Here is a 21,562-nt window from a genome sequence, read left to right as displayed (position 1 = left end):
GCCCTTCGGCATACCGGCCCGCTATTCGGTGCCGTCGTTCTCCAGTACGCCCTCGACGAAGTGGTCGAATTCGCCCGCCTGGACGCCCAGTACGAAAGCGTCCCACTTTCTGCGGTTCGTCGTGACGACGTTCCCCGGGTCGTCGGTCACGCGGAGATGGACGGGAGCCTCACCGTCGTCTCCCTCGCCGAAGGCGATCTCGATCCAGGGTCCGGGGCCGGTCGCGTCCGGCGGGGCGGCGCGGGTCCAGATGAGGTCGCAGGGGGTGTCAGCCACCTGCCCACGGTAGACCCCGCACCGGAGAAAAGGTGCTGGGGGCGGAGTGCGGGTAGCGTCGTGGGGGAAGCATGCGTCTGACGTTTCTCTCACCTTCGTGGGACACAGTGAACCCGATGAAGCGAAACGCCCTGCTCGGTGCGGTCGTGCTGCTGGCCGTCACCTCCGCCTCCGAGGCGGCCGCCGACGGTGGGCCCGGACCCCTGGGGGTGACGGCCGTCGCGGTGGCCACGGCGCAGTCCGCGCGGGTCGGCGCGCTGTTCACCGCCGCCGACGCCGAAGCCGGGAAACTCGCCGGTGAGCACTTCTGCACCGCCTCCGTCGTGCACAGTCCGCACCGCGACCTCGTCGTCACCGCGGCACACTGCCTCGGCGGGGCGGGCGAGCTGGCCTTCGCCCCGGGCTACCGGGACGGCGAGGCCCCCTACGGGATCTGGCGCGTCGAGCGGGTCGTCCTGCCCGACGGGTGGGCGCGGGGGCAGGACGAGGACAGCGATGTGGCGTTCGCCGTCCTCGACGAGCGGAGCGGTGAGGACGTCGAGGACGTGGTCGGCGGCAACCGGTTCGCCACGCGTACGACCACCGGGGCGACCGCCGTGACCGTCACCGGCTACCCCGACTCCCTCGAGGCGCCGATCCGCTGCACGAACCGGCCCACCGCCCACAACTCCACCCAGCAGCGCATCGACTGCCCCGATCTCACCGGCGGAACCAGCGGCAGCCCCTGGGTGAACGGCGACGGGGAGGTGGTCGGCGTGCTCGGCGGGCACGAGCAGGGCGGCGCGACGGCCGACATCTCGTACAGCGTGGTCCTGGGGCCGGAGGCGGCGGAGCTCTACCGGGACGCCGCCTTCGGCCCCTGAGGCGTCACGCGATGCGGTGGACGAGCTGGGTGGTCAGCTCGTAGCGCGCGCCGACGACGGCCAGTTCGCCGGTGGCGATCTTCGCGGCGAGGTCGGGTTCGGCGGCGAGACGGGAGCGGACGGCTCGTATGTTGGCGTCGATGGTCGAGTCGACGCGGGCGTCGCCCTCCTTCGAGCGGTCGATGTACGGGGCGATCCGGTCGGCCAGGTACTGGATGTGGTCGGGGAGCCGGGTGCCGGTGAGGTCCGCCTGCACGGCCGCCTTCACGGCGCCGCACGACTGGTGGCCGAGGACCACGACCAGGGGTATGTCCAGTTCGAGCACGCCGTACGCGACGCTGCCGAGCACGGCCTCGTCGAGGACCTCGCCCGCGCTCCTGACGGTCATCAGATCGCCCAGGCCCTGGTCGAAGACCAGCTCGGGCGGCACCCGGGAGTCGATACAGCCGAGGACGAGGGCGAAGGGCTGCTGACCGGACGTCAGGGCGGCCCGGACGGACGGTGTTTCGTCCGGGTGCCGCTCGCGGAAGGTGCGCCAGCGGCGGTTGCCGGCCGCCAGTTCCCGCAAGGCCTCCTCGGCCGTGCCGGGGCGGTGCGTGGTGCGGGGGCCGGCGGCGGTCGTGGGGCCGGCGGCGGACGCGGGGGCGGTGGCGGACGCGGGGGCGGTGCCGAGGGCCGCGCCGCCCAGGGCCAACGCCCCGGCCATGCCACCGCGCAGCAGGGCGCGGCGGGCGGTTGTGGGGGAGGTCTCTTCGGTGATCACGGGAGGGAACGTATGTCCGAGCCCGAACCCCGGTGCCCACGTTGCCCGATCATGACGGGGGAAGGGTGATCCGAGGCCGGCCGATGGTGGGCGCTTGGGCTGTCCCATGCCCGCCCTTTACGCGACCCGGTCCGCGCGCCCCGACGGTGACCCGCGCAGAAGTCCGGTCCGACGCTGTTCGTGATCACCCCGTGGGGCGGGAGCCGCCTCTACACTGTCGGGGGCGGACTCCTGGGCGGCGAGGGGCGGTTGACGGTGCGTAAGGCGTGGATCGTGGCGACCGCTGCCGTCAGTGCCGGTGCCGCCTTCATGATGGCGCTCGTCATCGGGGTGTACCTCGTCGGCGGGAGCGCCACGAGCGGCGTGGGCGGCGCGGGCAGAGCACTGGCCAAGGGCGCCGTGCCCGCCGCCTACCAGACGCTCGTGGAGAAGTGGGGCAGTCTGTGCTCCGCCATCAGCCCCGCGCTGCTCGCCGCCCAGCTCTACCAGGAGAGCGGGTTCAACCCGAGGGCGCAGAGCGCCGCCGCCGCGCAGGGGATAGCGCAGTTCATCCCGGGCACCTGGGCCACGCACGGCATCGACGGCGACGGCGACGGCGACCGTGACGTCTGGGATCCGAATGACGCGATTCCGTCGGCCGCCTCGTACGACTGCCAGCTCGCCTCGTACGTGAAGGACGTCCCCGGCAACGCCACGGACAACATGCTCGCCTCGTACAACGCGGGGGCCTACGCGGTCATCAGGTACGGGGGCGTGCCGCCGTACAAGGAGACCCAGAACTATGTGAAGACCATCACGACGCTGGCGGAGTCCTTCGCCGCGCCGGTCAGCCGGGTGGATCCGTCCGAGCAGGCCGCGGGGGCCATCTACTACGCCCAGAAGAAGCTCGGCACGCCCTATCTCTGGGGCGGCAACGGCACCGCTGACCAGGGAGGACGGTTCGACTGCTCCGGGCTGTCCAAGGCCGCCTACGAGAGCGTCGGGATCACCCTGCCGCGGGTCGCCAACGACCAGTACAACGCGGGACCGCATCCGCGGCGCAGCGAGCTGCTGCCGGGGGACCTGGTGTTCTTCTCCACCGATCCGAACAACTCGCGGGCCATCCACCACGTCGGGATCTACGTGGGGGGCGGGTACATGATCAACGCGCCCTACACCGGGGCCGTCATCCGGTTCGACCCCATCGACACGGCCGAGTACTTCGGGGCCACGCGCGTCACCGAAGATGGCGCGAAAGCGCTCCCCACGACCGTCTGAAGGATCTCCGCACCCGCCCCCTGAGCTGCGGCGATCTATCTCTCTTCGATAACGTCTGAGTGATCATTCAGTGGAGAGCGGAACGTATCAACCGGGGCCGTGCGTTCCTGTTGGAGCGGGCGCATGTGAGGTGCGCCGAGCGGAACACGACGAAGGGGCCGCAGCACCATGGCTGGACTCGCCGAATCCGGGTCGAACCCCGACGTCGACCTGCTCTATGACATCAACGGGCTCGCCAAGGACGCTCCGCACTGGCTCGACCGGACCGTCGAGTTCGTGGGCGAGTACGGGCTGCTCCTCGCCATGCTGCTGCTCATCGTGTGGTGCTGGTGGGGGGTCAGGCGGCGGCCCGGCGGGGCCGAGGAGGCCGCGTCCTCCGTCGCCGCCCTGATCTGGGCGCCGCTCGCCGCAGGCGTCGCCGTGCTGGTGAACGTCCCCATACGGGGATTCGTGGAGCGGCCCCGGCCCTTTCTCGACCATCAGGGGCTGGAGGTGCTCGTCTCCGGGAAGACCGACTACTCCTTCGTGAGCGACCACGCCACCCTCACGATGGCCATGGCCGTCGGGCTGTTCGTCGCCCACCGCAGATTCGGGCTCGCCGGGATAGGGATCGCCCTGATCGAGGGGTTCTGCCGGATCTACATGGGTGTGCACTATCCGACGGACGTCGTCGGCGGGTTCGCGCTCGGGACCGCGGTGGCCCTGCTGCTGTCGCCCGTCGCCTCCATGCTGCTCACCCCCGTGCTGAAGGCCGTCGACCGGTCGCCCCGGGTCGGCTGGGTCGTGCGCAGCCGGGCCGCCCGGACCGGGCAGCGGGACGGGCTCATCCCCGGCGCGCGGACCGAGGTCGCCGCCGAGGAGCGGGACCTCGCCGCCTAGAGCGGTACGTCAGAGCGCCTGGGGATAGCTGAAGAAGCCGTTCGGGTCGTACTGCTTCTTCAGCTGGGTCAGGCGCGTGAGCGCGTCGCCGTAGTACGCCTTGCGCCAGTTCGTGAGCGTCGGATCGGCGTAGTTCTGGTAGGCCGCGCCCGAGGCGTACGGGGCCATCGCCTTGTGGGCCGTCGTCAGCCAGGACTGGGCCGCCGTCCCCGCCGTGCCGGCCCGCCAGGCGCCGATGTACTGCGCCAGCATGCGCGAGCGGCGGTGGACGAACGCCGTGGCCGTGGGCGAGACCCGGTTCACCGCGCCGCCCAGCGCGGTGAGGGCGATGCTGCCCGAGCCGCCCTGGACCGACGCCATCTGCTTGAGGAGGGTCTGGATGCCCGCCGCCGAGAGCGAGACGTCGAAGAAGTCCGAGCGGGCCGCGTACGTCTCCCGGCCCAGCGCGCCCTGCGGGGAGCGGCCCGGCGTCGAGCCCGGCAGATGGCACTGGGCGTCGGAGGAGAACGACGAGCAGCCGGCGTAGATCTCCATCGCCGCCTCGTACGTACGGCGGCGGAGGGAGACGTTCGTCGCGGGGGCGCCGACGCGGTCCGCGAGGCGGTCGACCGCGTTCTGGAGCTGGCCGTACGTGCCGATGCAGAAGGCGGCGACGGAGATGGTCGGGGTGCCGCCGGTGGCGTTGGCCAGGTGGAGGGAGGACCAGATCTCGTCGGGCTGGGACGGGCCCCACTCCTGCCAGGCCTTCACCACCGCCGCCGCCTTCGACCAGGGCCAGGTGAGGTAGCCCGTCACCGCCTGGGGCGCGGGATGGGTCCTGAACTCCAGCTCCGTGACGATGCCGAAGTTGCCGTTGCCGGCCCCGCGCAGGGCCCAGAACAGGTCCTTGTTCGTCGTCGCGTCGGCGGTGAGCTGCTTGCCGTCCGCGGTGATGATCGTGGCCCGGGTCAGGCTGTCGCAGGTCAGACCGTAGGCGCGGGAGACGACGCCGTGGCCGCCGCCCAGCACCAGGCCGGAGACGCCGACCGTCGGGCAGGAGCCCGCCGGGATCGTCACGCCCTTCGCGGCGAGCGCCCGGTAGACGTCGATCAGCTTCGAACCCGCGCCGACCACGGCCGAAGTGCCGCTCGCCCGGACCCGGTTCAGCTTGGAGACGTCGACGATCAGCCGGCCGTCGCCCGAGGACCAGCCGCCGTAGGAGTGGCCGCCGTTGCGGATCGCGGCCTTGACCTTGTGGGCGCGGGCGTACGCCAGGACCGTGCGGATGTCGTCGGCGTGGGCGACGTAGGCCACCGCCGCCGGCTTGAGGCTGTCGAAGCGGGTGTTGTAGAGCTGGCGGGCGGCGGCCCAGGAGGCCTCGCCGGGGCGGACCAGGGTGCCGTCCAGGTCGCGGGCGAGCGCGGCCCAGTCGGCCGGGGCCGCGACGCTGGTCGTGGTCAGGGGGGCCGTCTTGCTGTCGCCGGTGGCCGAGGCGGAGGCGCCCGCCCCGCCGCCGTTCGCCTTGCACGCGGTCGCTGCCGTCGCGACCGCGACCGTGCCGCCCGCGATGAACGTACGCCGTTCCATGTTCTTGCGCCTTCCCTCGGCCGCCCGTCGGCTGCATGCCGCCTCGTGGAGCGAGACGGGGTCATGGGATCACAGGTTCCGGCGGGGGCCGGCGGTGACGGAACGGTGACGTCAGCCGCCGGTGTGCAGTTCTCCGTCCGTTCTCGCCATGCTTCTCGCTCTGCGGGCCGGTCCGCGCCAGCCGCAGGTGCAGCGGGCCAGGCAGAACCTGCCCTGTTCGACGGTCGTGGTGCGGTGTTCCCCGTCGGTGCGGGGGTGGGTCGAGCCGTCCTGCTGCGTCACAGGGACAACGTTACCCAGGATCGGTAATGAACCCGTATGGCGGTCGCAAGCCTTCGGACCGGCGTGACGGGGGCACTTACCCGTCGTTAACCGGAACGACAGGAAGCCTGTGACGGACGTACCGGTTGGGGGTGCACAGGTCATGGCGGAGCGGCGGCCCAGGCAGTGGGGTGCGAAGGTCCTTTCGGGACTCGTGGCTGGGGTCTGCGCGGGCGCCGCCGGGTGTTCCGCCGGCGGGGCCGCCGCGGAGGACGGCCGGGCGGCCGATCCCGTCGAGACGTTGCACCGGGCCGCCGACGCCCTCGTGGAGGCGGGCACGTCGAAGGCCCGTACGTCGATGGAGATGGCCACCGGCGGGACCCGGGTGACCATCCGGGGCCAGGGCGTGTACGACTACCGCACGCAGCGCGGCGAGCTGAAGGTGCTGCTGCCGCAGGATCCGGCCGGGACCAGTGAGCACCGCCCCATCACCGAACTCCTCGCACCCGGAGCCCTGTTCATGAAGAACCGGGGGGCCGGGGTGCCGGACGACAAGTGGGTGCGGGTGGAGACGGCGGTGCTGTCCGACGGGAACCTCGTGACCGGCGGGGCCACCGATCCGTTCGCCGCCGCCGAGGTGCTGCGGGGGACGCGTACGGCGACGTACGTGGGGCGGACCGAGGTGGCGGGGACGGCGGTGCGGCACTACCGCGGGATCGCCGATCTGGCGGCGGCCGCCGCCGACGCGTCGGCGGGCGGACGGGATGCGCTGCGGGCGGCGGCGAAGGGGTTCGCCACGGCGCGGGTGCCGTTCGACGTCTACCTCGACGACGAAGGGCGCATCCGCAAGGTCCGGCACCGGTTCAGCTTTGTGAACGGGCAGCGGAAGGAGGCCGTCGCGGTGGCCTCCACGACCCTGTTGTACGACTTCGGGGCGCCCGTCGAGGTGCGGCTGCCGGCCGCCGCCGACATCTACGCGGGGCGGATCGCGGAGGAATGAGCCCGGGCCGGGCGGGCCGGGACAGACATTTTCGGCCACCGGGTGGACACAAGGACTAGCCCGTCCGTGCCATGCGCCCGGTGTGCGGCGCTCCCTACTCTAGGAAGTCGGTGACGGCAGGGACGAGGTGATGCGCGTGGCTCCGGGCGGCGGTACGGCAGTTCAGGACCACGAGGCACTCGCCGAGATCGAGCTGTGCGGGGAGCTGATCATCGCCGCCTCGGCGGCCGGGGAGGAACGGCTCAGCCTCGAGAGCATCGACCAGGTGCTGCGGGTGGGGGAGGAACGGGCGGCCGGCGACTCCGGTGCGGGGGCCGGCGCGGGGCGCTGATCAGGTGCGCAGCAGGCGGCCGATGGCCTTGGTCGCCTCTTCCACCTTCGCGTCGATCTCGTCGCCGCCCCTGAGGGCCGCGTCGGCGACGCAGTGGCGCAGGTGTTCCTCCAGGAGCTGGAGCGCGAACGACTGCAGGGCCTTGGTGGAGGCGGACACCTGGGTGAGTATGTCGATGCAGTAGGTGTCCTCGTCGACCATGCGCTGGAGGCCGCGGATCTGGCCCTCGATGCGGCGCAGGCGTTTGAGGTGTTCGTCCTTCTGCTTGTGGTAGCCGTGGACCGTCCCGGGCGCGTGGTCCGGTCCGACGCCGGGTGCGGCGGTGGGTCCGCCGGCCTCTGTGGTCGTCATCGTGTCCTCCAGCGCTCCGGCTCCGCACATATACCCCTACTGGGTATATCGTACCGAACTTCGGTGGGTATACGCCCCGAGCAGGGACTTCGCCGGTCCCGCACCCGTCGGTCGCCCCCCTCCCGGTGGCTCTGTCCGATGGGCGACACTGGTGTACGGCCCATTAGCCGTGGCCGGATGATGCGCCTAGCATCAGCCTGACCGAAACCGATGCATCCTGAGGACCCCACGTGCGCTTTCGTCTGACCCCCAGGGAGACGAGCTTCTACGACATGTTCGCCGCATCCGCGGACAACATCGTCACGGGCTCGAAACTCCTGATGGAACTGCTCGGGGCGGACCCCGCCGGCCGGGCCGAGATCGCAGAGCGTATGCGGGCCGCTGAACACGCAGGTGACGACGCCACGCATGCGATCTTCCACCAGCTGAACTCCTCGTTCATCACGCCGTTCGACCGTGAGGACATCTACAACCTGGCGTCCTCCCTCGACGACATCATGGACTTCATGGAGGAGGCCGTCGACCTGGTCGTCCTCTACAACGTCGAGGAACTGCCCAAGGGCGTCGAGCAGCAGATCGAGGTGCTGGCACGGGCGGCCGAGCTGACGGCCGAGGCCATGCCGAACCTGCGGACCATGGAGAACCTCACCGAGTACTGGATCGAGGTCAACCGGCTCGAGAACCAGGCCGACCAGATCCACCGCAAGCTGCTCGCGCATCTCTTCAACGGCAAGTACGAGGCCATCGAGGTGCTCAAGCTGAAGCAGATCGTGGATGTGCTGGAGGAGGCCGCCGACGCCTTCGAGCACGTGGCCAACACGGTGGAGACCATCGCGGTCAAGGAGTCCTGAGCACTTAATGGACACCTTTGCTCTGATTGTGACCATTGGCGTCGCGCTCGGATTCACCTACACGAACGGCTTTCACGACTCCGCGAACGCTATTGCCACGTCTGTTTCGACCAGGGCGCTGACGCCTCGGGCGGCGCTGGCCATGGCCGCGGTGATGAACCTCGCCGGCGCGTTCCTCGGGAGCGGGGTCGCGCACACCGTCAGCAAGGGGCTCATCGAGACGCCCGAGGGGTCGAAGGGGATGGGGATCCTCTTCGCCGCGCTGATCGGGGCGATCGTCTGGAACCTTGTCACCTGGTACTTCGGGCTGCCTTCGTCCTCCTCGCACGCGTTGTTCGGCGGCATGGTGGGCGCGGCGCTCGCCGGCGGCACCGAGGTCATCTGGTCCGGCGTCCTCGACAAGGTCGTCATCCCGATGTTCGTCTCGCCGGTCGTGGGGCTCATCGTCGGCTATCTGGTGATGACGGCCATTCTGTGGATGTTCCGCCGGTCCAACCCGCACAAGGCCAAGCGGGGCTTCCGGATCGCCCAGACGGTCTCGGCCGCGGGCATGGCGCTGGGGCACGGCCTCCAGGACGCGCAGAAGACGATGGGCATCGTGGTGATGGCGCTCGTCATCGGCGATGTGCAGGGGGCCGACGATCCGATTCCGGTCTGGGTGAAGATCGCTTGTGCCGTGATGCTCTCGCTGGGGACCTACGCCGGTGGGTGGCGCATCATGCGGACGCTCGGGCGGAAGATCATCGAGCTTGATCCGCCGCAGGGGTTCGCCGCGGAGACGACCGGGGCGTCGATCATGTTCACCACGGCGTTCCTGTTCAAGGCGCCGATCTCGACGACGCATGTGATCACTTCGGCGATCATGGGTGTCGGGGCGACCAAGCGGATCAACGCCGTGCGGTGGGGTGTCGCCAAGAACATCGTCCTGGGGTGGTTCATCACGATGCCCGCGGCCGGGTTCGTCGCCGCGTGCGCGTTCTGGGTCGTGAACGTGGCGTTCCTCTAGCGGTTCCCCCGGCCCCGGTTCGGGCCGGACACGCATGTGGGCCCGCCCTCCTGTCCGGAGGGCGGGCCCTTTTGCGTCCTCGCGGTGGCACCGCCATGCAGCACCGCGAGGGGTCGGGGGGTCGGTCAGCCGAAGCGGCCCGAGATGTAGTCCTCCGTCGCCTGGACCGACGGGTTGGAGAAGATGCGCTCCGTGTCGTCGATCTCGATCAGCTTGCCGGGCTGGCCCACGGCGGACAGGTTGAAGAAGGCCGTGCGGTCCGAGACGCGCGCCGCCTGCTGCATGTTGTGCGTCACGATGACGATCGTGAAGCGTTCCTTGAGTTCGCCGATCAGGTCTTCGATCGCCAGGGTGGAGATCGGGTCCAGGGCCGAGCACGGCTCGTCCATCAGCAGGACCTTCGGCTCCACGGCGATGGCGCGCGCGATGCACAGCCGCTGCTGCTGGCCGCCGGACAGGCCCGAGCCGGGCTTGTTCAGACGGTCCTTGACCTCGTTCCAGAGGTTGGCGCCCTTGAGGGACTTCTCGACGACGTCCGCCAGTTCGCTCTTCTTGTACGAGCCGTTCAGCCGCAGGCCCGCCGCCACGTTGTCGAAGATCGACATGGTGGGGAACGGGTTCGGGCGCTGGAAGACCATGCCGACCTCGCGGCGGACCGAGACGGGGTCCACGCCCGCGGCGTACAGGTCCTCGTCGTCCAGGAGCACCTTGCCCTCGACCCGGCCGCCCGACGTCACCTCGTGCATACGGTTCAGCGTGCGCAGGAACGTCGACTTGCCGCAGCCGGAGGGGCCGATGAAGGCCGTCACCGAGCGCGGTTCGACCGTCATCGAGATGTCCTCGATCGCCTTGTGGGATCCGTAGTAGGCGGTCAGACCGCTTACGTCGATTCGCTTCGCCATTTTTTCTACTTCACTTCCAGTCAGTCGCTGAGGGGGCCCCGTGCGGCGGTGGCCGCGGATCGCTGTTTCAGCGACCGGTCTTCGGGGCCTTCCAGCGGGCGATGCCGCGGGCCACGAGGTTGAGGATCATCACGAAGGCGATCAGTGTGAGCGACGCCGCCCAGGCGCGGTCGTAGGCCGCCGTCGAACCCGCGCTCTGTGAGTACTGCTGGTAGATGTACAGCGGCAGCGACGCCTGCGCACCCTCGAAGGGGTTCGCGTTGATGAACGGGTTTCCGAAGACGAGGAGGAGCACCGGCGCCGTTTCGCCCGCGATACGGGCGATCGCCAGCATCACGCCCGTGATGATGCCGCCGATCGAGGTCGGGACTACCACCTTCAGGATCGTGCGCCACTTCGGGACGCCCAGGGCGAGGGACGCCTCGCGCAGCTCGTTCGGGACCAGCTTCAGCATTTCCTCTGTAGAGCGTACGACGACCGGCATCATCAGGATCGCCAGGGCGAGGGAGCCCGCGAAGCCGAAGGGCTGCATGTCGAGCATCAGCATCAGGCTGAGGATGAACAGGCCCGCGACGATCGACGGGATGCCGGTCATGACGTCCACGAAGAACGTGACCGACTTCGCCAGGGCGCCCCGGCCGTACTCGACCAGGTAGATCGCCGTCAGGATGCCGATCGGGGCGCCGATCGCGGTCGCCAGGCCCACCTGCTCCAGGCTGCCGAGGATGGCGTGGTAGATGCCGCCGCCCGGCTCGCTGTCCGCGACCACGCCCATGGAGTGGGTGAGGAAGAAGACGTCCAGGACCTTCACGCCACGCTGGATCGTCGTCCAGAGGAGGGAGACCAGCGGGACCACGGCCAGGATGAACGCCGTCCAGACCAGGCTGGTCGACACCCGGTCCTTCGCCTGGCGGCGGCCTTCCACCTTCGCGGCGATGCCGAACGTGCCGAAGATGAACAGGAGTCCGGCGATCAGGCCCCACTGGACCTTGCTGTCCAGGCCGCCGGCGAGGCCGATGCCGATCGCGAGGGCGAGCGAACCGGCCGCGATGGCCCAGGGCGACCACCGCGGGAGGCTGGCACCTTGGAGCGTGCTCGGGGACTTGTCGGCTACTGCTGCTGCGTGGCTCATGCGTTGGCCCCCGAGTACTCACTGCGGCGGGCGATGATCATGCGTGCCGCGCCGTTGACCAGCAGGGTGATGACGAACAGGACCAGACCGGAGGCGATGAGCGCGTCACGGCCGAACTCCGTCGCCTCGTTGAACTTGCTGGCGATGTTCTGGGCGAAGGTGCCGCCACCGGGGTTGAGGAGGCTGGCGTGGATGTCGAAGTCGGGGGAGAGGACGGTGGCCACCGCCATCGTCTCGCCCAGCGCGCGGCCGAGGCCGAGCATCGAGGCCGAGATGACTCCGGAGCGGCCGAAGGGGATCACCGACATGCGGATGACCTCCCAGCGGGTGGCGCCCAGCGCCAGGGCCGCCTCCTCGTGCATCTGCGGGACCTGGCGGAAGACCTCGCGGCTGACGTTGGTGATGACCGGGAGGATCATCACGGCCAGCAGGATGCCCACCGTGAGCATCGAGCGCGGGGCGCCGTCGTCCCAGGAGAAGACGCCGGTCCAGCCCAGGTAGTGGTTCAGCCAGCCGAACAGGCCGTCCATGTGCGGTACGAGGACCAGGGCGCCCCAGAGGCCGTACACGATGGACGGCACGGCGGCGAGCAGGTCGATCACGTACGACACGGGGCCGCTCATGCGGCGCGGGGCGTAGTGGGTGATGAAGAGGGCGATCGCTACGGCGATCGGCACCGCGATGACCATCGCGATGATCGACGAGACCACCGTGCCGAAGGCCAGGACCGCGATGCCGAACTTCGGCGGGACGAGGCCGGTGTTCCACTCGAAGGTGGTCAGGAAGTTGGCGTCGTCCTTGCTGATGGCGAGGTAGGCCCGGTAGGTGAGGAAGACCGCGATCGCGGCCATGATCACCAACAGGAAGATGCCCGAGCCGCGGGAGAGGGCCAGGAAGATCCGGTCACCGGGCCGGGTGGCACCGCGCGCCGCGCGCTTCTGCTCGGCGTTCACGGCCGGCGGGGCGGTGGGCGGAGGGGTGTCGTCCGTGTCTGTGTTCTGTGTCGATATGTCCATGGAGGTCTCCGGTCTGCGGAGCCGCCTGCGGGTGTGGGGGCGGCTCGGGTGGGGCCGGGTTGCGGACGGCCCCTGGCGGCGGTGCACCGGACGGGTGCGGTCCGGACCGGGTTTCCCCCGGCGCCGGACCGCACCACTGGGATCAGCTCAGGCCCTCGATGGTGGTGCGGACCTTGGCGATGATGGCGTCGGGGATCGGCGCGTAGTCGATGCCCGACAGGATGCCCTGGCCGTCCTCGCTGGCGATGTAGCGCAGGAACGCCTTGGTGGCCGGCAGGGTGGCGGCCTTGTTGCCCTTGTCGCAGGCGATCTCGTACGTGACCAGGGTGAGCGGGTAGGCGCCCTCGGCCTTGGTGTTGTAGTCCAGCTTCAGCGACAGGTCGCTGCCCGTGCCGACGACCTGGGCCGCGGCGACGGCCTTGGTGGCGCCGTCGGAGGAGGCCTTGACCGGGGCCGAGGCGCCCGTGTCGACGGCGACGGTGCCCAGACCGTCCTTGGCGTACGACAGCTCCATGTAGCCGATGGCGCCGTTGGTCTGCTTGACGCCCTGGGCGACACCGGAGGAGCCGGCCGCGGCCTGGCCGCCCTTGGCCTGCCAGGCCTTGCCGCCCTCGTACTTCCAGTTGTCCGGGGTGGCGGCGATCAGGTACTTGGTGAAGTTGTCCGTGGTGCCGGACTCGTCCGAGCGGTGGTACGGCTGGATCTTCAGGTCCGGCAGCTTCGCGTCGGGGTTGAGCTTGGCGATCGCGGCGTCGTTCCAGTTGGTGATCTTGCCGTCGAAGATCTTGGCGATCGTCGCGGCGTCCAGCGTCAGGTCGTCCACGCCCGAGACGTTGAAGGCGACGGCGATCGGACCGGCCACCATCGGCAGGTCGATGCCCTGGCCGCCGGAGCAGACCGCCTTGGAGGCGGTGACGTCCTCGGGCTTGAGCGCGGAGTCGGAGCCGGCGAAGGCGACCTGGCCCTGCGTGAACGCGGTGACACCGGCGCCGGAGCCTGAGCCCTTGTAGTTCACCTGGACGCCCGAGCAGGCCTGCGTGAAGTTCTTGACCCACGCGTCGATCGCGTTCTTCTGCGCGGAGGAGCCGTCGGCGAGGAGCTGGCCCTTGGCGTCGTCACACTTGATGGATCCGGCGGCCGCGGTGGCGGAGGAGCTGCTGCCGCTGCTGGAGCCGGTGTCGTCGGAGCCGCACGCCGTGAGGGCCAGGGCGCCGGAGACGGCGAGAGCACCGAGGGAGAGAGCCCGCCGGTTCATGCGCTGAAGCTTCACTTGAGGAAGATCCTTCCAGGAGCCGCCGTCCTGAATCCGGCGGCGTGCGGAGTATGCAGAAGTCTGCTCGGCACGGACACGACCACCTGGGTCGCGCACCGCACCGCGTAAGGCCGAAATTAGGCAGATCAGGTGAAGGCGCCTACGGGCGCGAGTGAACGGGGGGTGAACCCCTGGAGGCGGTGCGGTTAGGTCACGGAACGCTTACGTCGAGGACACGGGGCGATTCCGGCGACCGGCCCGCTGTGCCCACCCGTTATGCCAGGTGCAGGACGTGCAGCAGGGCGTCCACGAGCGTGCGGTCCCTCGGCTGGGTGAGCCGGTCGCGGGCGGCCGGCGGAGGGAGCCACAGGAGACGGTCCACCTCGTCGTTCGGGGCGAACGCGCCGGACACGGCCTCGGCCGCCCAGTAGCGGACCTGCTTGGGACGGCCGTTCGCCTCGTAGTCCACGGTCGGCAGCCGGGTGCCGGGCGCTGCCCGGTAGCCCGTCTCCTCCCGGACCTCCCGCAGGGCCGCCGCGAGCGGGTCCTCGTCACGTTTCAGCTTGCCCTTGGGGTGCGACCAGTCGTCGTACTTGGGGCGGTGGACGAGACAGAGCTCCAGCCCGCCGTCCGCCGGGGAGCGGCGCCACAGCACACAGCCCGCCGCCTGGACGGGGCTGTCGTCGGGGTTGTCGTCGGGGTTGTCCGCAGTGCTCACCTGGTCCTCACCACCTGTCCGGTCAGGGTGCGCCGATGGTCTGCTTCTGCCACGACCGCTGGAACGCGTACCGCGCGGCCTCCACCTCGTGCCGCTGGTCCGCGTGCAGCACGCCGAGCGCGTACGCCGTCGCGGGCGCGATACGGGGGGTGCGGGCCGCCTGGGCCGCGGCGGAGGACGCCTCCGAGGCGTCACGGTGCCGGTCCAGGGCTTCACCCGCCGCGAGCAGGCGGACGTCCAGCGGGGTGTTCCGGCCGTGCACGACCTCGCAGGCGTAGCGGTGCAGCCGCAGCAGCAGGCGGACCTGGTGCCAGGGCGCGTCCTGCGGGTGCGGGGCCGGGTCCGGGGAGAGGCCGTGGATCAGGGCCTCGGCGTTGTACGGGCTGCCCGCGGTGACGAGCGGCAGCGCGGTGACCGCGGCGGCGAGGCGCTCCTCGGCCGCCGTGGCCAGGGGACGCAGGTCGGTGGCGGGGGCAGCGGGGGTGAGCAGGACCTCGCTGGCGAGGACGGCGACCTTGTCGGCGACGGCGTGGAAGCGGGACGAGCCGAGGGCCTGGAGGGCGGTCGAATGGGCCCGGGTGCGGGCGAGGGTGAGCTGGCGGTCCAGCAGGGCGCCCGCCTTCGCCGCGCCCACGGTGAGGTTGCCGCGGTCCGGGGCCGCCGGGTGGGCGCCGGCCCGGTCGTCCGCGTGCGGGCCCGCCGGACCTCCCGGCTGGCTGGGCACCGGCGTCGAGCCCGACAGCCGGTTCAGCGCCAGCAGCAGCCGCTCCAGACGGGCCCCGTACGCCTGCTCCAGGGCCAACGTGCCCGACAGCCACGCCAGTTCGGGGCGGATCCCCTCCGACCACTCGGGCTCGAGGAGCGGTCGGAAGGTGTGCAGGCTGCCGCTGATCCGACGGGCCGAGCGGCGCAGGGCGCGCACCGCGTCGACGCGTACCTCCGCGCTCGCCGCACCGCCCGCCGAGGCGCTCGACGAGCCGTTCGACACGGCGCCGCCCGTCTCCCGGTGCAGGCGCAGCGCGCGGAGGAACTCCGTGGCCTGGCCCCGGAGATAGCCCGCCAGGGCGTCCCCGGTGGACACGGGCCCGGCCACGGGGTCCGTCAGGTCATGGTGTCGCTGTGCCACGCCGGCGCCTCCGGGCGTCTATGAGCATCTCCTGGACGTTGCGCAGGGGCGCGCCGTCCGCGTCGTGCGAGTGCCGGATCCACTCGCCGTCCGGGCCGAGGTGCCAGGAGGCGGTGGAATCGGACATGCCTGTTTCCAGGAACCGGTTCAGGGTCGCCCGGTGGGCCGGGTCGGTGACCCTGACCAGGGCCTCGATACGGCGGTCGAGGTTGCGGTGCATCATGTCGGCGCTGCCGATCCACACCTCGGGCTCGCCGCCGTTGCCGAACCCGAAGACCCGGGAGTGCTCCAGGAAACGGCCGAGGATGGAGCGGACCCGGATGTTGTCCGACAGGCCCGGCACGCCCGGACGCACCGCGCAGATGCCGCGCACCCACACGTCGACCCGCACGCCCGCCTGGGAGGCGCGGTAGAGCGAGTCGATGAGCGCCTCGTCGACGATCGAGTTGACCTTGATACGGACGTGCGCGGGCCGTCCGGCGCGGTGGTGCTGGATCTCCTTGTCGATGCGGGCGATCAGACCGTCACGCAGGGACTTGGGGGCGACGAGGAGGCGGCGGTAGGTCTCGCGGCGGGAGTAGCCGGAGAGCCGGTTGAAGAGGTCGGAGAGGTCCGCGCCGACCTGCGGGTCGGCGGTGAGCAGGCCGAGGTCCTCGTAGAGCCGGGCCGTCTTCGGGTGGTAGTTGCCGGTGCCGACGTGGCAGTAGCGCCGCAGCGTGTCGCCTTCCTGACGGACCACCAGCGACAGCTTGCAGTGCGTCTTCAGGCCGACGAGGCCGTAGACGACGTGGCAGCCGGCCTCCTCCAGCTTGCGCGCCCACTTGATGTTGGCGTGCTCGTCGAAGCGGGCCTTGATCTCGACCAGGACGAGGACCTGCTTGCCGGACTCGGCGGCCTCGATGAGCGCGTCGACTATCGGGGAGTCGCCCGAGGTCCGGTACAGGGTCTGCTTGATGGCGAGGACGTCCGGGTCCAGCGCCGCCTGCTCCAGGAACGCCTGCACGGACGTCGAGAAGGAGTCGTACGGGTGGTGCAGCAGGACGTCCCGGCTGCGCAGGGCCGCGAAGATGTCCGGCGGGGACGCCGACTCGACCTCGGCGAGGTCGCGGTGGGTGCCGGCGATGAACTTCTTGTACTTCAGCTCGGGCCGGTCGAGACCGTGGATGCGGAAGAGACCGGTGAGGTCGAGCGGGCCGGGCAGCGGGTAGACCTCGGCCTCGCTGATCTTCAGCTCGCGCACCAGCAGGTCCAGTACCTCGCGGTCGATGGACTCCTCGACCTCCAGGCGCACCGGCGGCCCGAAGCGGCGCCGCATGAGTTCCTTCTCCAGGGCCTGGAGGAGGTTCTCGGCGTCGTCCTCCTCGACCTCGAGGTCCTCGTTGCGGGTGAGCCGGAAGGCGTGGTGCTCCAGGACCTCCATGCCCGGGAAGAGCTCCTCCAGATGGGCGCCGATGACGTCCTCGATGGGGACGTACCGGCCGGGGGAGCTCTCCAGGAAGCGGGACAGCAGCGGCGGCACCTTGACGCGCGCGAAGTGCTTGTGGCCGCTGACCGGGTTGCGCACGACGACCGCGAGGTTGAGCGAGAGACCCGAGATGTACGGGAAGGGGTGCGCGGGGTCGACGGCGAGCGGGGTCAGCACGGGGAAGATCTGGTGCCGGAAGAGCGTGAACAGGCGGGCCTGCTCCTTCTCCGTGAGCTCGCCCCAGCGGACCAGGTGGATGCCCTCCTCCGCGAGGGCGGGGGCGATGTCCTCGTGGTAGGTCGCGGCGTGCCGGGCCATGAGCTCGCGCGAGCGGGCCCAGATCATCTCCAGCACCTCGCGCGGCTGGAGACCGGAGGCCGAACGGGTGGCGACGCCGGTGGCGATCCGGCGCTTCAGACCGGCCACCCGGACCATGAAGAACTCGTCCAGGTTGCTGGCGAAGATGGCGAGGAAGTTGGCCCGCTCGAGGAGGGGCGTGTTCGGGTCCTCGGCGAGTTCCAGAACACGCTCGTTGAACGCGAGCCAGCTGCGTTCCCGGTCGAGGAAGCGGCCCTGCGGCAGCTGCGGGCCGTCGTACGGCGCCTCCTCGTACGTGTCGAGGTCGGCGTCGATGTCGGGCTCGAGATCGGAGACCACGGCGGAGACCGTGTGCGGGCGGTGCGCGGCTATGGAGCCCACGGAGGGCTGCGCGTGCTGGACCTCGGCATGGGCGTCTGACTGGCTCATGGACCCATTCTTCCGCGCCAGGAGCGTGACAGGCGCGTCGGAACGTGCGGGCGGGATCGCGTGGGGACCTCCGAGGGGCTGATTTCCCCCGGGAGGCGGCGAAGGCTCGGGCACGGCGGGCTTCATTCGCCGAGGGTCGCAAGGTCGTCTGAACCGATGGTTACGGCGACATGGCGTGCGGGATATCGGGGAGCGGCTCGCGGGGGTCGATGTCGTGGAGCGGCTGTGTACGGGCACGTGCCGCGGGGTGTGCGGGTCCCTCCCCCCGTGGAGGGACCCGCACACCCCGCGGCGAGGGGCGGGATCAGGCCGCGGAAGCGGTGGCCGTGCGACGGCGCAGGAGGAGGAACGCGGCGGCGGTGACGAGGGCGGCGACGGCCAGGACGACGCCGGTCTCCACGAGCTGGAGCGGCCAGTAGTGGGACTCCGGGTGATAGGTCGTGTAGTAGCCGGTGACGCCCAGGTCGTCGAGGCAGCGCCGCGCTTCGGCGGCCGTGCCGTCGCAGGTCCAGTAATGGACGTCCGGGGTGCGCCGTCCGTGGATCAGCGCACCGTTCTCCAGCTCCCAGACGTTGTCCGGAAGGTCGACCACGCCCGCCGTGGAGGTGCGGGTGACGGCGGGCCGGAAGGAGCCGCGGTACCGCGCGACGACGAAGGCGAACAGCCCGCTCGTGACGACGGAGACGGCCAGTGCGGGCAGCGCGCGACGCAGCAGGAGCGCGGTGAGCACGCCGACGGCGAGCGCGCAGAGGACGTACGCGGGGCCGGCCGGGCCGCGTGAGAGGTACGCGTCGTCGCCCATCCACCCGTTGTACGTCAGGTTCTGGTGGGCGCCCCAGGCCCAGCGGTACACCGAGGTCAGCACGGTGGCGCCGGCGACCAGGGCGAGCGCGGGGACGGCGAGCTTGGCGGTGAGCCAGCGGGCGGGGGTGATGCCCTGGGCCCAGGCGAGGCGCGCGGTGCCGTTCTCCAGCTCGCGGCCGATCAGCGCGCTGCCCGCGAAGGCGGCGACGGCGAGGAAGCAGTAGGAGATCAGCAGGCCGACCCAGCTGAGCGACTCGCTGTAGCCGACCCAGCCGATCGCCATGTCGCACGGGTACCGGTTCGCCTGCTCGCAGGCCTCCCAGTCCGCGAGCTCGTCCTTGACGGCGACCTCGTTGAGCCACACCAGCCAGCCGCTCAGGGCCAGTACGGCGGTGGCCCAGACGAGGAGGGCGGTGCGGTGCAGGCGCAGCACGGTGCGGGCGGTGCCCCAGGCGGCACGGCCGTCGACGCCGCTGCGGCGGGCCGGTCCGGCGGGCGCGTCCTCGACGGCGACGGCGGTCATACGGCGGACTCCGCGCCGATGTGGGCGGGGGTGGCGGTCGAGCGCCTGAGCAGGACGAACGCGGCCACGGCGAGGGCGGCGGCCACGGTCAGCACGAGGGCGGTCGTGGTCAGCTGGAGCGGCCAGAAGTGGGACTCGGGGTGGTACGTCTTGTAGAAGCCGGTGACGTCGAGGTCGGCGTACACCGTCTTGCAGTTGGAGGCCGTTCCGCAGCCGGGGTCGGCGATGTGCGCGCCGGTGGCGGTGACCAGGCCCGAGTCGACGCCGAGGCCCGAGCCCCGGTAGCCGTCGGCGAGGCTGGAGACCCGGGTGACGGCCGGCCACAGGTGCGGCATGAGCAGCTCGACCAGGAACCGCGTGGCGGCGACGGAGACGAGCGCGAGCGTGAGCGCGGGCAGCGTACGGCGCAGCAGCACACCCCCGAGGGCGCCGCCGGCCAGGCCGGTCAGGGCGAAGGCCACGGTGGTGGGACCGTTGGTGTGCAGGGTGGGGCTGTCGTACCAGGTCTTGGCGGTGTCGATACGGCCGTCGCCCGCCGACCACATCAGGCGGTGCAGCGCGACCAGCAGGCCGGTGCCCGCGGTGACCAGGACCGCGGGCACGATCAGCTTGGTGGCCAGCCAGCGGGTCGGGGAGAGACCCTGCGTCCAGGCGAGCTGCGCGGTGCCGTGCTCCAGCTCGCGCCCGAACAGGGCGGCGCCCGCCCAGGCGCCGACGACGAAGGGGAGCGCGGTCAGCGCGCCGGTCGTGTACCCGTACACGTCTTTGTAGCGGACGATCGCATCCGGGTCGTAGTAGCAGGAACCGCGCTTGAGACAGAACTCGTTGTACTCCCGCCAGGCCGCGGCCGACGCATCGGTCAGCGGGCCCTCCAGCCACAGGAGGCCGACGGCGAGGACGGCGACGACGGCGATCCAGACGTACAGCGCGGGCCGGTGCAGGCGGAACAGCCAGCCGGCTCCGGGGGCGCGCCCGGTGGTCCTCGAGGAGTCGGGCGACAGGGCGAGTGCGGTCATACGGCGGCCTCCTCGGGCTCGGCCGGGGTGAGCGGGGCGGCCTGCGGGTTGCGCAGGTAGGCGAGGACGAGCTCCTCCAGGGAGGGCGTCGAGGTGCGCCAGTCGCCGGAGAGCGGGCCCGCGGGGCGCACCAGGGCGGTGAGCTGGCGGCCGGTGACCCGGGACTCGACGACCGTGTGCGGGGCGAGTTCCGGCGGGCCGTCCGGGGCGCTGTCCGGTGAGCCGTCCACGGGGCCGGGCCGGGCGGAGTCCGCGGTGGTGCTCACGCGCGCGTGGGCGGCGAGCAGGTCGTCGATCTCACCGGCGAGGCGCACCCGGCCGCCGCCGACCAGCAGCAGGTGGTCGCAGGAGTCCTCCAGTTCGGCGACCACGTGCGACGACATCACGATCGTCGTGCCGTACTGCGCCGCCCGTGCCATCAGGGTGCCCATCAGCTCGTGCCGGGCCAGCGGGTCGAGGTCGGCCATCGGCTCGTCGAGGAGGAGCAGTTCGGGCCGCTTGCCGAGGGCCAGGGCGAGGGCGACCCGGGTGCGCTGGCCGCCGGAGAGGGCGCGGATCTTCTTCCCGGGGTCGAGATCGCCCGCGGCGACGATCTGCCCGGCGGTGTCGGCGTCCCAGCGGCCCGGGTTGAGATCGGCGCCCACGCGCAGGGTCTCGGCGACGGTGAGCTGGGGGTACAGCGGCTTGTCCTGGGCGACGTAACCGACACGCGCGCGTGCGGACGCCGGATCCGTGCCGAGGACGGTGACCCTGCCCTCGGTGGGGGCCAGCAGGCCCGCGGCGAGGGCGAGGAGCGTGGACTTGCCCGCGCCGTTGGGGCCGACCACGGCACAGACGCGCCCGGCGGGGAGGCGGAACGTGCAGTCGCGCAGCGCCCAGCCCCCGCGTCGGCCGAAGCGCTTGCCGAGCGCGGTTGCCGCCATGGCGGTGTCGGTCATGAGGGGTCTCCAGGATTCAGGTCGTGCCGGTCGTGCGGGGCGTTCCGGTCGGTTCGGCCGTTCGGGTCCGGTACGGCGAAGTGCTCGTCGAGTACGGCGGTGAAGAGTGCGGCCACGTCGTCGCGGTCCAGTGCGGCCTCCCGGGCCCGGACGGCCCAGGCGTCCAGTTCCGTGCGCAGGGGCGAGTCGGCGGGGGTGGTGTTCAGCCCGCGCCGCACGAAGGTGCCGACGCCGCGCCGGGCCTCCACCAGCCCGTCGCGCTCCAGTTCGCGGTACGCCTTCAGCACGGTGTTCGGGTTGATGGCGGTCGCCTCGACGACCTCGCGGGCGGTGGGCAGCTTGTCGCCGGCCCGAAGCACGCCCAGGCGCAGGGCCTGCTTCGTCTGCTGGACGATCTGGACGTAGGTGGCCACGCCGCTGTGCCGGTCGATGCGGTATTCGACCACTGGACAACCACCCTTTCACTAATTGAGTAGTGAAAGGGTGGTGGAAGGTGGTGCGGAAAGTCAAGAAAAAATC

At 71.1% G+C, this 21,562-nt stretch carries 23 protein-coding genes; 7 read left to right on the top strand and 16 right to left on the bottom strand.

All coding sequences use genetic code 11. The annotated features are described in order from the left end of the window. Positions 1 to 21: 21 nt before the first annotated feature. The gene (locus ABT070_RS35340) at positions 22 to 276 is read right to left on the bottom strand and encodes a DUF397 domain-containing protein (protein ID WP_351766820.1); all 255 of its coding nucleotides are present in this window, start codon (positions 274 to 276) and stop codon (positions 22 to 24) included. 116 nt (positions 277 to 392) lie between these two features. Between ABT070_RS35340 and ABT070_RS35335 the strand changes: the two genes are divergently transcribed. Then, complete coding sequence (locus ABT070_RS35335; protein WP_351766818.1) at positions 393 to 1,139, top strand: trypsin-like serine peptidase; 747 nt, start codon at positions 393 to 395, stop codon at positions 1,137 to 1,139. Between the two features lie 4 nt (positions 1,140 to 1,143). On the opposite strand, the gene ABT070_RS35330 is transcribed toward ABT070_RS35335, so the two are convergent. Further along, complete coding sequence (locus ABT070_RS35330; RefSeq protein WP_351766847.1) at positions 1,144 to 1,845, bottom strand: carbonic anhydrase; 702 nt, start codon at positions 1,843 to 1,845, stop codon at positions 1,144 to 1,146. Positions 1,846 to 2,151: 306 nt separating this feature from the next. On the opposite strand from ABT070_RS35330, the gene ABT070_RS35325 reads away from it, so the two are divergent. Further along, entirely contained in the window at positions 2,152 to 3,159 is a 1,008-nt protein-coding gene (locus ABT070_RS35325) for a C40 family peptidase (protein WP_351766816.1), read from the top strand. A gap of 168 nt (positions 3,160 to 3,327) precedes the next feature. Next, on the top strand, positions 3,328 to 4,038 hold the full coding sequence (locus ABT070_RS35320) for a phosphatase PAP2 family protein (protein WP_351766815.1): 711 nt from the start codon (positions 3,328 to 3,330) through the stop codon (positions 4,036 to 4,038). Between the two features lie 9 nt (positions 4,039 to 4,047). Here the strand turns inward: ABT070_RS35320 and ABT070_RS35315 are convergent, their stop codons facing one another. Then, positions 4,048 to 5,604: an FAD-binding oxidoreductase gene (locus ABT070_RS35315; RefSeq protein WP_351766813.1), complete on the bottom strand. Its 1,557-nt coding sequence runs from the start codon at positions 5,602 to 5,604 to the stop codon at positions 4,048 to 4,050. Positions 5,605 to 5,715: 111 nt separating this feature from the next. Then, a complete protein-coding gene (locus ABT070_RS35310; protein ID WP_351766811.1) occupies positions 5,716 to 5,886 on the bottom strand; it encodes a hypothetical protein in 171 nt (56 codons plus the stop codon). 142 nt (positions 5,887 to 6,028) lie between these two features. Here ABT070_RS35310 and ABT070_RS35305 point away from each other — a divergent pair, with 142 nt between their 5' ends. Next, on the top strand, positions 6,029 to 6,865 hold the full coding sequence (locus ABT070_RS35305; protein ID WP_351766810.1) for an SCO4651 family lipoprotein: 837 nt from the start codon (positions 6,029 to 6,031) through the stop codon (positions 6,863 to 6,865). 130 nt (positions 6,866 to 6,995) lie between these two features. Further along, on the top strand, positions 6,996 to 7,196 hold the full coding sequence (locus ABT070_RS35300; RefSeq protein ID WP_351766808.1) for a hypothetical protein: 201 nt from the start codon (positions 6,996 to 6,998) through the stop codon (positions 7,194 to 7,196). Here the strand turns inward: ABT070_RS35300 and ABT070_RS35295 are convergent, their stop codons facing one another. Continuing rightward, a complete protein-coding gene (locus tag ABT070_RS35295) occupies positions 7,197 to 7,547 on the bottom strand; it encodes a metal-sensitive transcriptional regulator (RefSeq protein ID WP_351766807.1) in 351 nt (116 codons plus the stop codon). Between the two features lie 230 nt (positions 7,548 to 7,777). On the opposite strand from ABT070_RS35295, the gene ABT070_RS35290 reads away from it, so the two are divergent. Together ABT070_RS35290 and ABT070_RS35285 are read left to right on the top strand one after the other, a co-directional pair. Further along, complete coding sequence (locus ABT070_RS35290) at positions 7,778 to 8,398, top strand: DUF47 domain-containing protein (RefSeq protein WP_057579445.1); 621 nt, start codon at positions 7,778 to 7,780, stop codon at positions 8,396 to 8,398. Between the two features lie 7 nt (positions 8,399 to 8,405). Continuing rightward, complete coding sequence (locus ABT070_RS35285) at positions 8,406 to 9,404, top strand: inorganic phosphate transporter (RefSeq protein WP_351766805.1); 999 nt, start codon at positions 8,406 to 8,408, stop codon at positions 9,402 to 9,404. A gap of 125 nt (positions 9,405 to 9,529) precedes the next feature. On the opposite strand, the gene pstB is transcribed toward ABT070_RS35285, so the two are convergent. The 11 genes from pstB to ABT070_RS35230 all read right to left on the bottom strand — a co-directional run bounded on the left by pstB (position 9,530) and on the right by ABT070_RS35230 (position 21,489). After that, positions 9,530 to 10,306, bottom strand: coding sequence for a phosphate ABC transporter ATP-binding protein PstB (gene pstB, locus ABT070_RS35280; RefSeq protein WP_351766803.1), 777 nt, complete (start codon positions 10,304 to 10,306; stop codon positions 9,530 to 9,532). 67 nt (positions 10,307 to 10,373) lie between these two features. Next, entirely contained in the window at positions 10,374 to 11,438 is a 1,065-nt protein-coding gene (gene pstA, locus ABT070_RS35275) for a phosphate ABC transporter permease PstA (RefSeq protein ID WP_351766801.1), read from the bottom strand. Next, a complete protein-coding gene (pstC, locus tag ABT070_RS35270; protein ID WP_351766799.1) occupies positions 11,435 to 12,454 on the bottom strand; it encodes a phosphate ABC transporter permease subunit PstC in 1,020 nt (339 codons plus the stop codon). The genes pstA and pstC overlap by 4 nt, the downstream gene beginning before the upstream one ends. Before the next feature lie 142 nt (positions 12,455 to 12,596). Further along, on the bottom strand, positions 12,597 to 13,724 hold the full coding sequence (gene pstS, locus ABT070_RS35265; RefSeq protein WP_351766797.1) for a phosphate ABC transporter substrate-binding protein PstS: 1,128 nt from the start codon (positions 13,722 to 13,724) through the stop codon (positions 12,597 to 12,599). 256 nt (positions 13,725 to 13,980) lie between these two features. After that, positions 13,981 to 14,424, bottom strand: a complete 444-nt coding sequence (locus ABT070_RS35260; RefSeq protein ID WP_351766795.1) for an NUDIX hydrolase — start codon at positions 14,422 to 14,424, stop codon at positions 13,981 to 13,983. A gap of 22 nt (positions 14,425 to 14,446) precedes the next feature. Continuing rightward, positions 14,447 to 15,550: a CHAD domain-containing protein gene (locus ABT070_RS35255; RefSeq protein ID WP_351766792.1), complete on the bottom strand. Its 1,104-nt coding sequence runs from the start codon at positions 15,548 to 15,550 to the stop codon at positions 14,447 to 14,449. Then, entirely contained in the window at positions 15,531 to 17,888 is a 2,358-nt protein-coding gene (locus ABT070_RS35250) for an RNA degradosome polyphosphate kinase (protein ID WP_351766790.1), read from the bottom strand. The genes ABT070_RS35255 and ABT070_RS35250 overlap by 20 nt, the downstream gene beginning before the upstream one ends. A 178-nt stretch (positions 17,889 to 18,066) precedes the next feature. Then, on the bottom strand, positions 18,067 to 19,089 hold the full coding sequence (locus ABT070_RS35245) for an ABC-2 membrane transporter-related protein (RefSeq protein WP_351766789.1): 1,023 nt from the start codon (positions 19,087 to 19,089) through the stop codon (positions 18,067 to 18,069). Beyond that, positions 19,086 to 20,105 carry an ABC-2 membrane transporter-related protein gene (locus ABT070_RS35240; RefSeq protein ID WP_351766787.1) on the bottom strand — a complete coding sequence of 340 codons (1,020 nt, stop codon included), beginning with the start codon at positions 20,103 to 20,105 and terminating at the stop codon, positions 19,086 to 19,088. Before ABT070_RS35240 ends, ABT070_RS35245 begins: the two co-directional genes overlap by 4 nt. After that, complete coding sequence (locus tag ABT070_RS35235; RefSeq protein ID WP_351766786.1) at positions 20,102 to 21,043, bottom strand: ABC transporter ATP-binding protein; 942 nt, start codon at positions 21,041 to 21,043, stop codon at positions 20,102 to 20,104. Before ABT070_RS35235 ends, ABT070_RS35240 begins: the two co-directional genes overlap by 4 nt. Continuing rightward, positions 21,040 to 21,489, bottom strand: coding sequence for a GntR family transcriptional regulator (locus tag ABT070_RS35230; protein WP_351766784.1), 450 nt, complete (start codon positions 21,487 to 21,489; stop codon positions 21,040 to 21,042). The genes ABT070_RS35235 and ABT070_RS35230 overlap by 4 nt, the downstream gene beginning before the upstream one ends. Positions 21,490 to 21,562: the final 73 nt, after the last annotated feature.

The sequence above is a fragment of the Streptomyces sp. NPDC002884 genome, from assembly GCF_040295245.1.
In the GTDB taxonomy this organism is placed as follows: Bacteria; Actinomycetota; Actinomycetes; order Streptomycetales; family Streptomycetaceae; genus Streptomyces.
The sequence above is the reverse complement of the archived record's forward strand: the minus strand, read 5'-3'. Positions and strand labels throughout refer to the sequence as shown.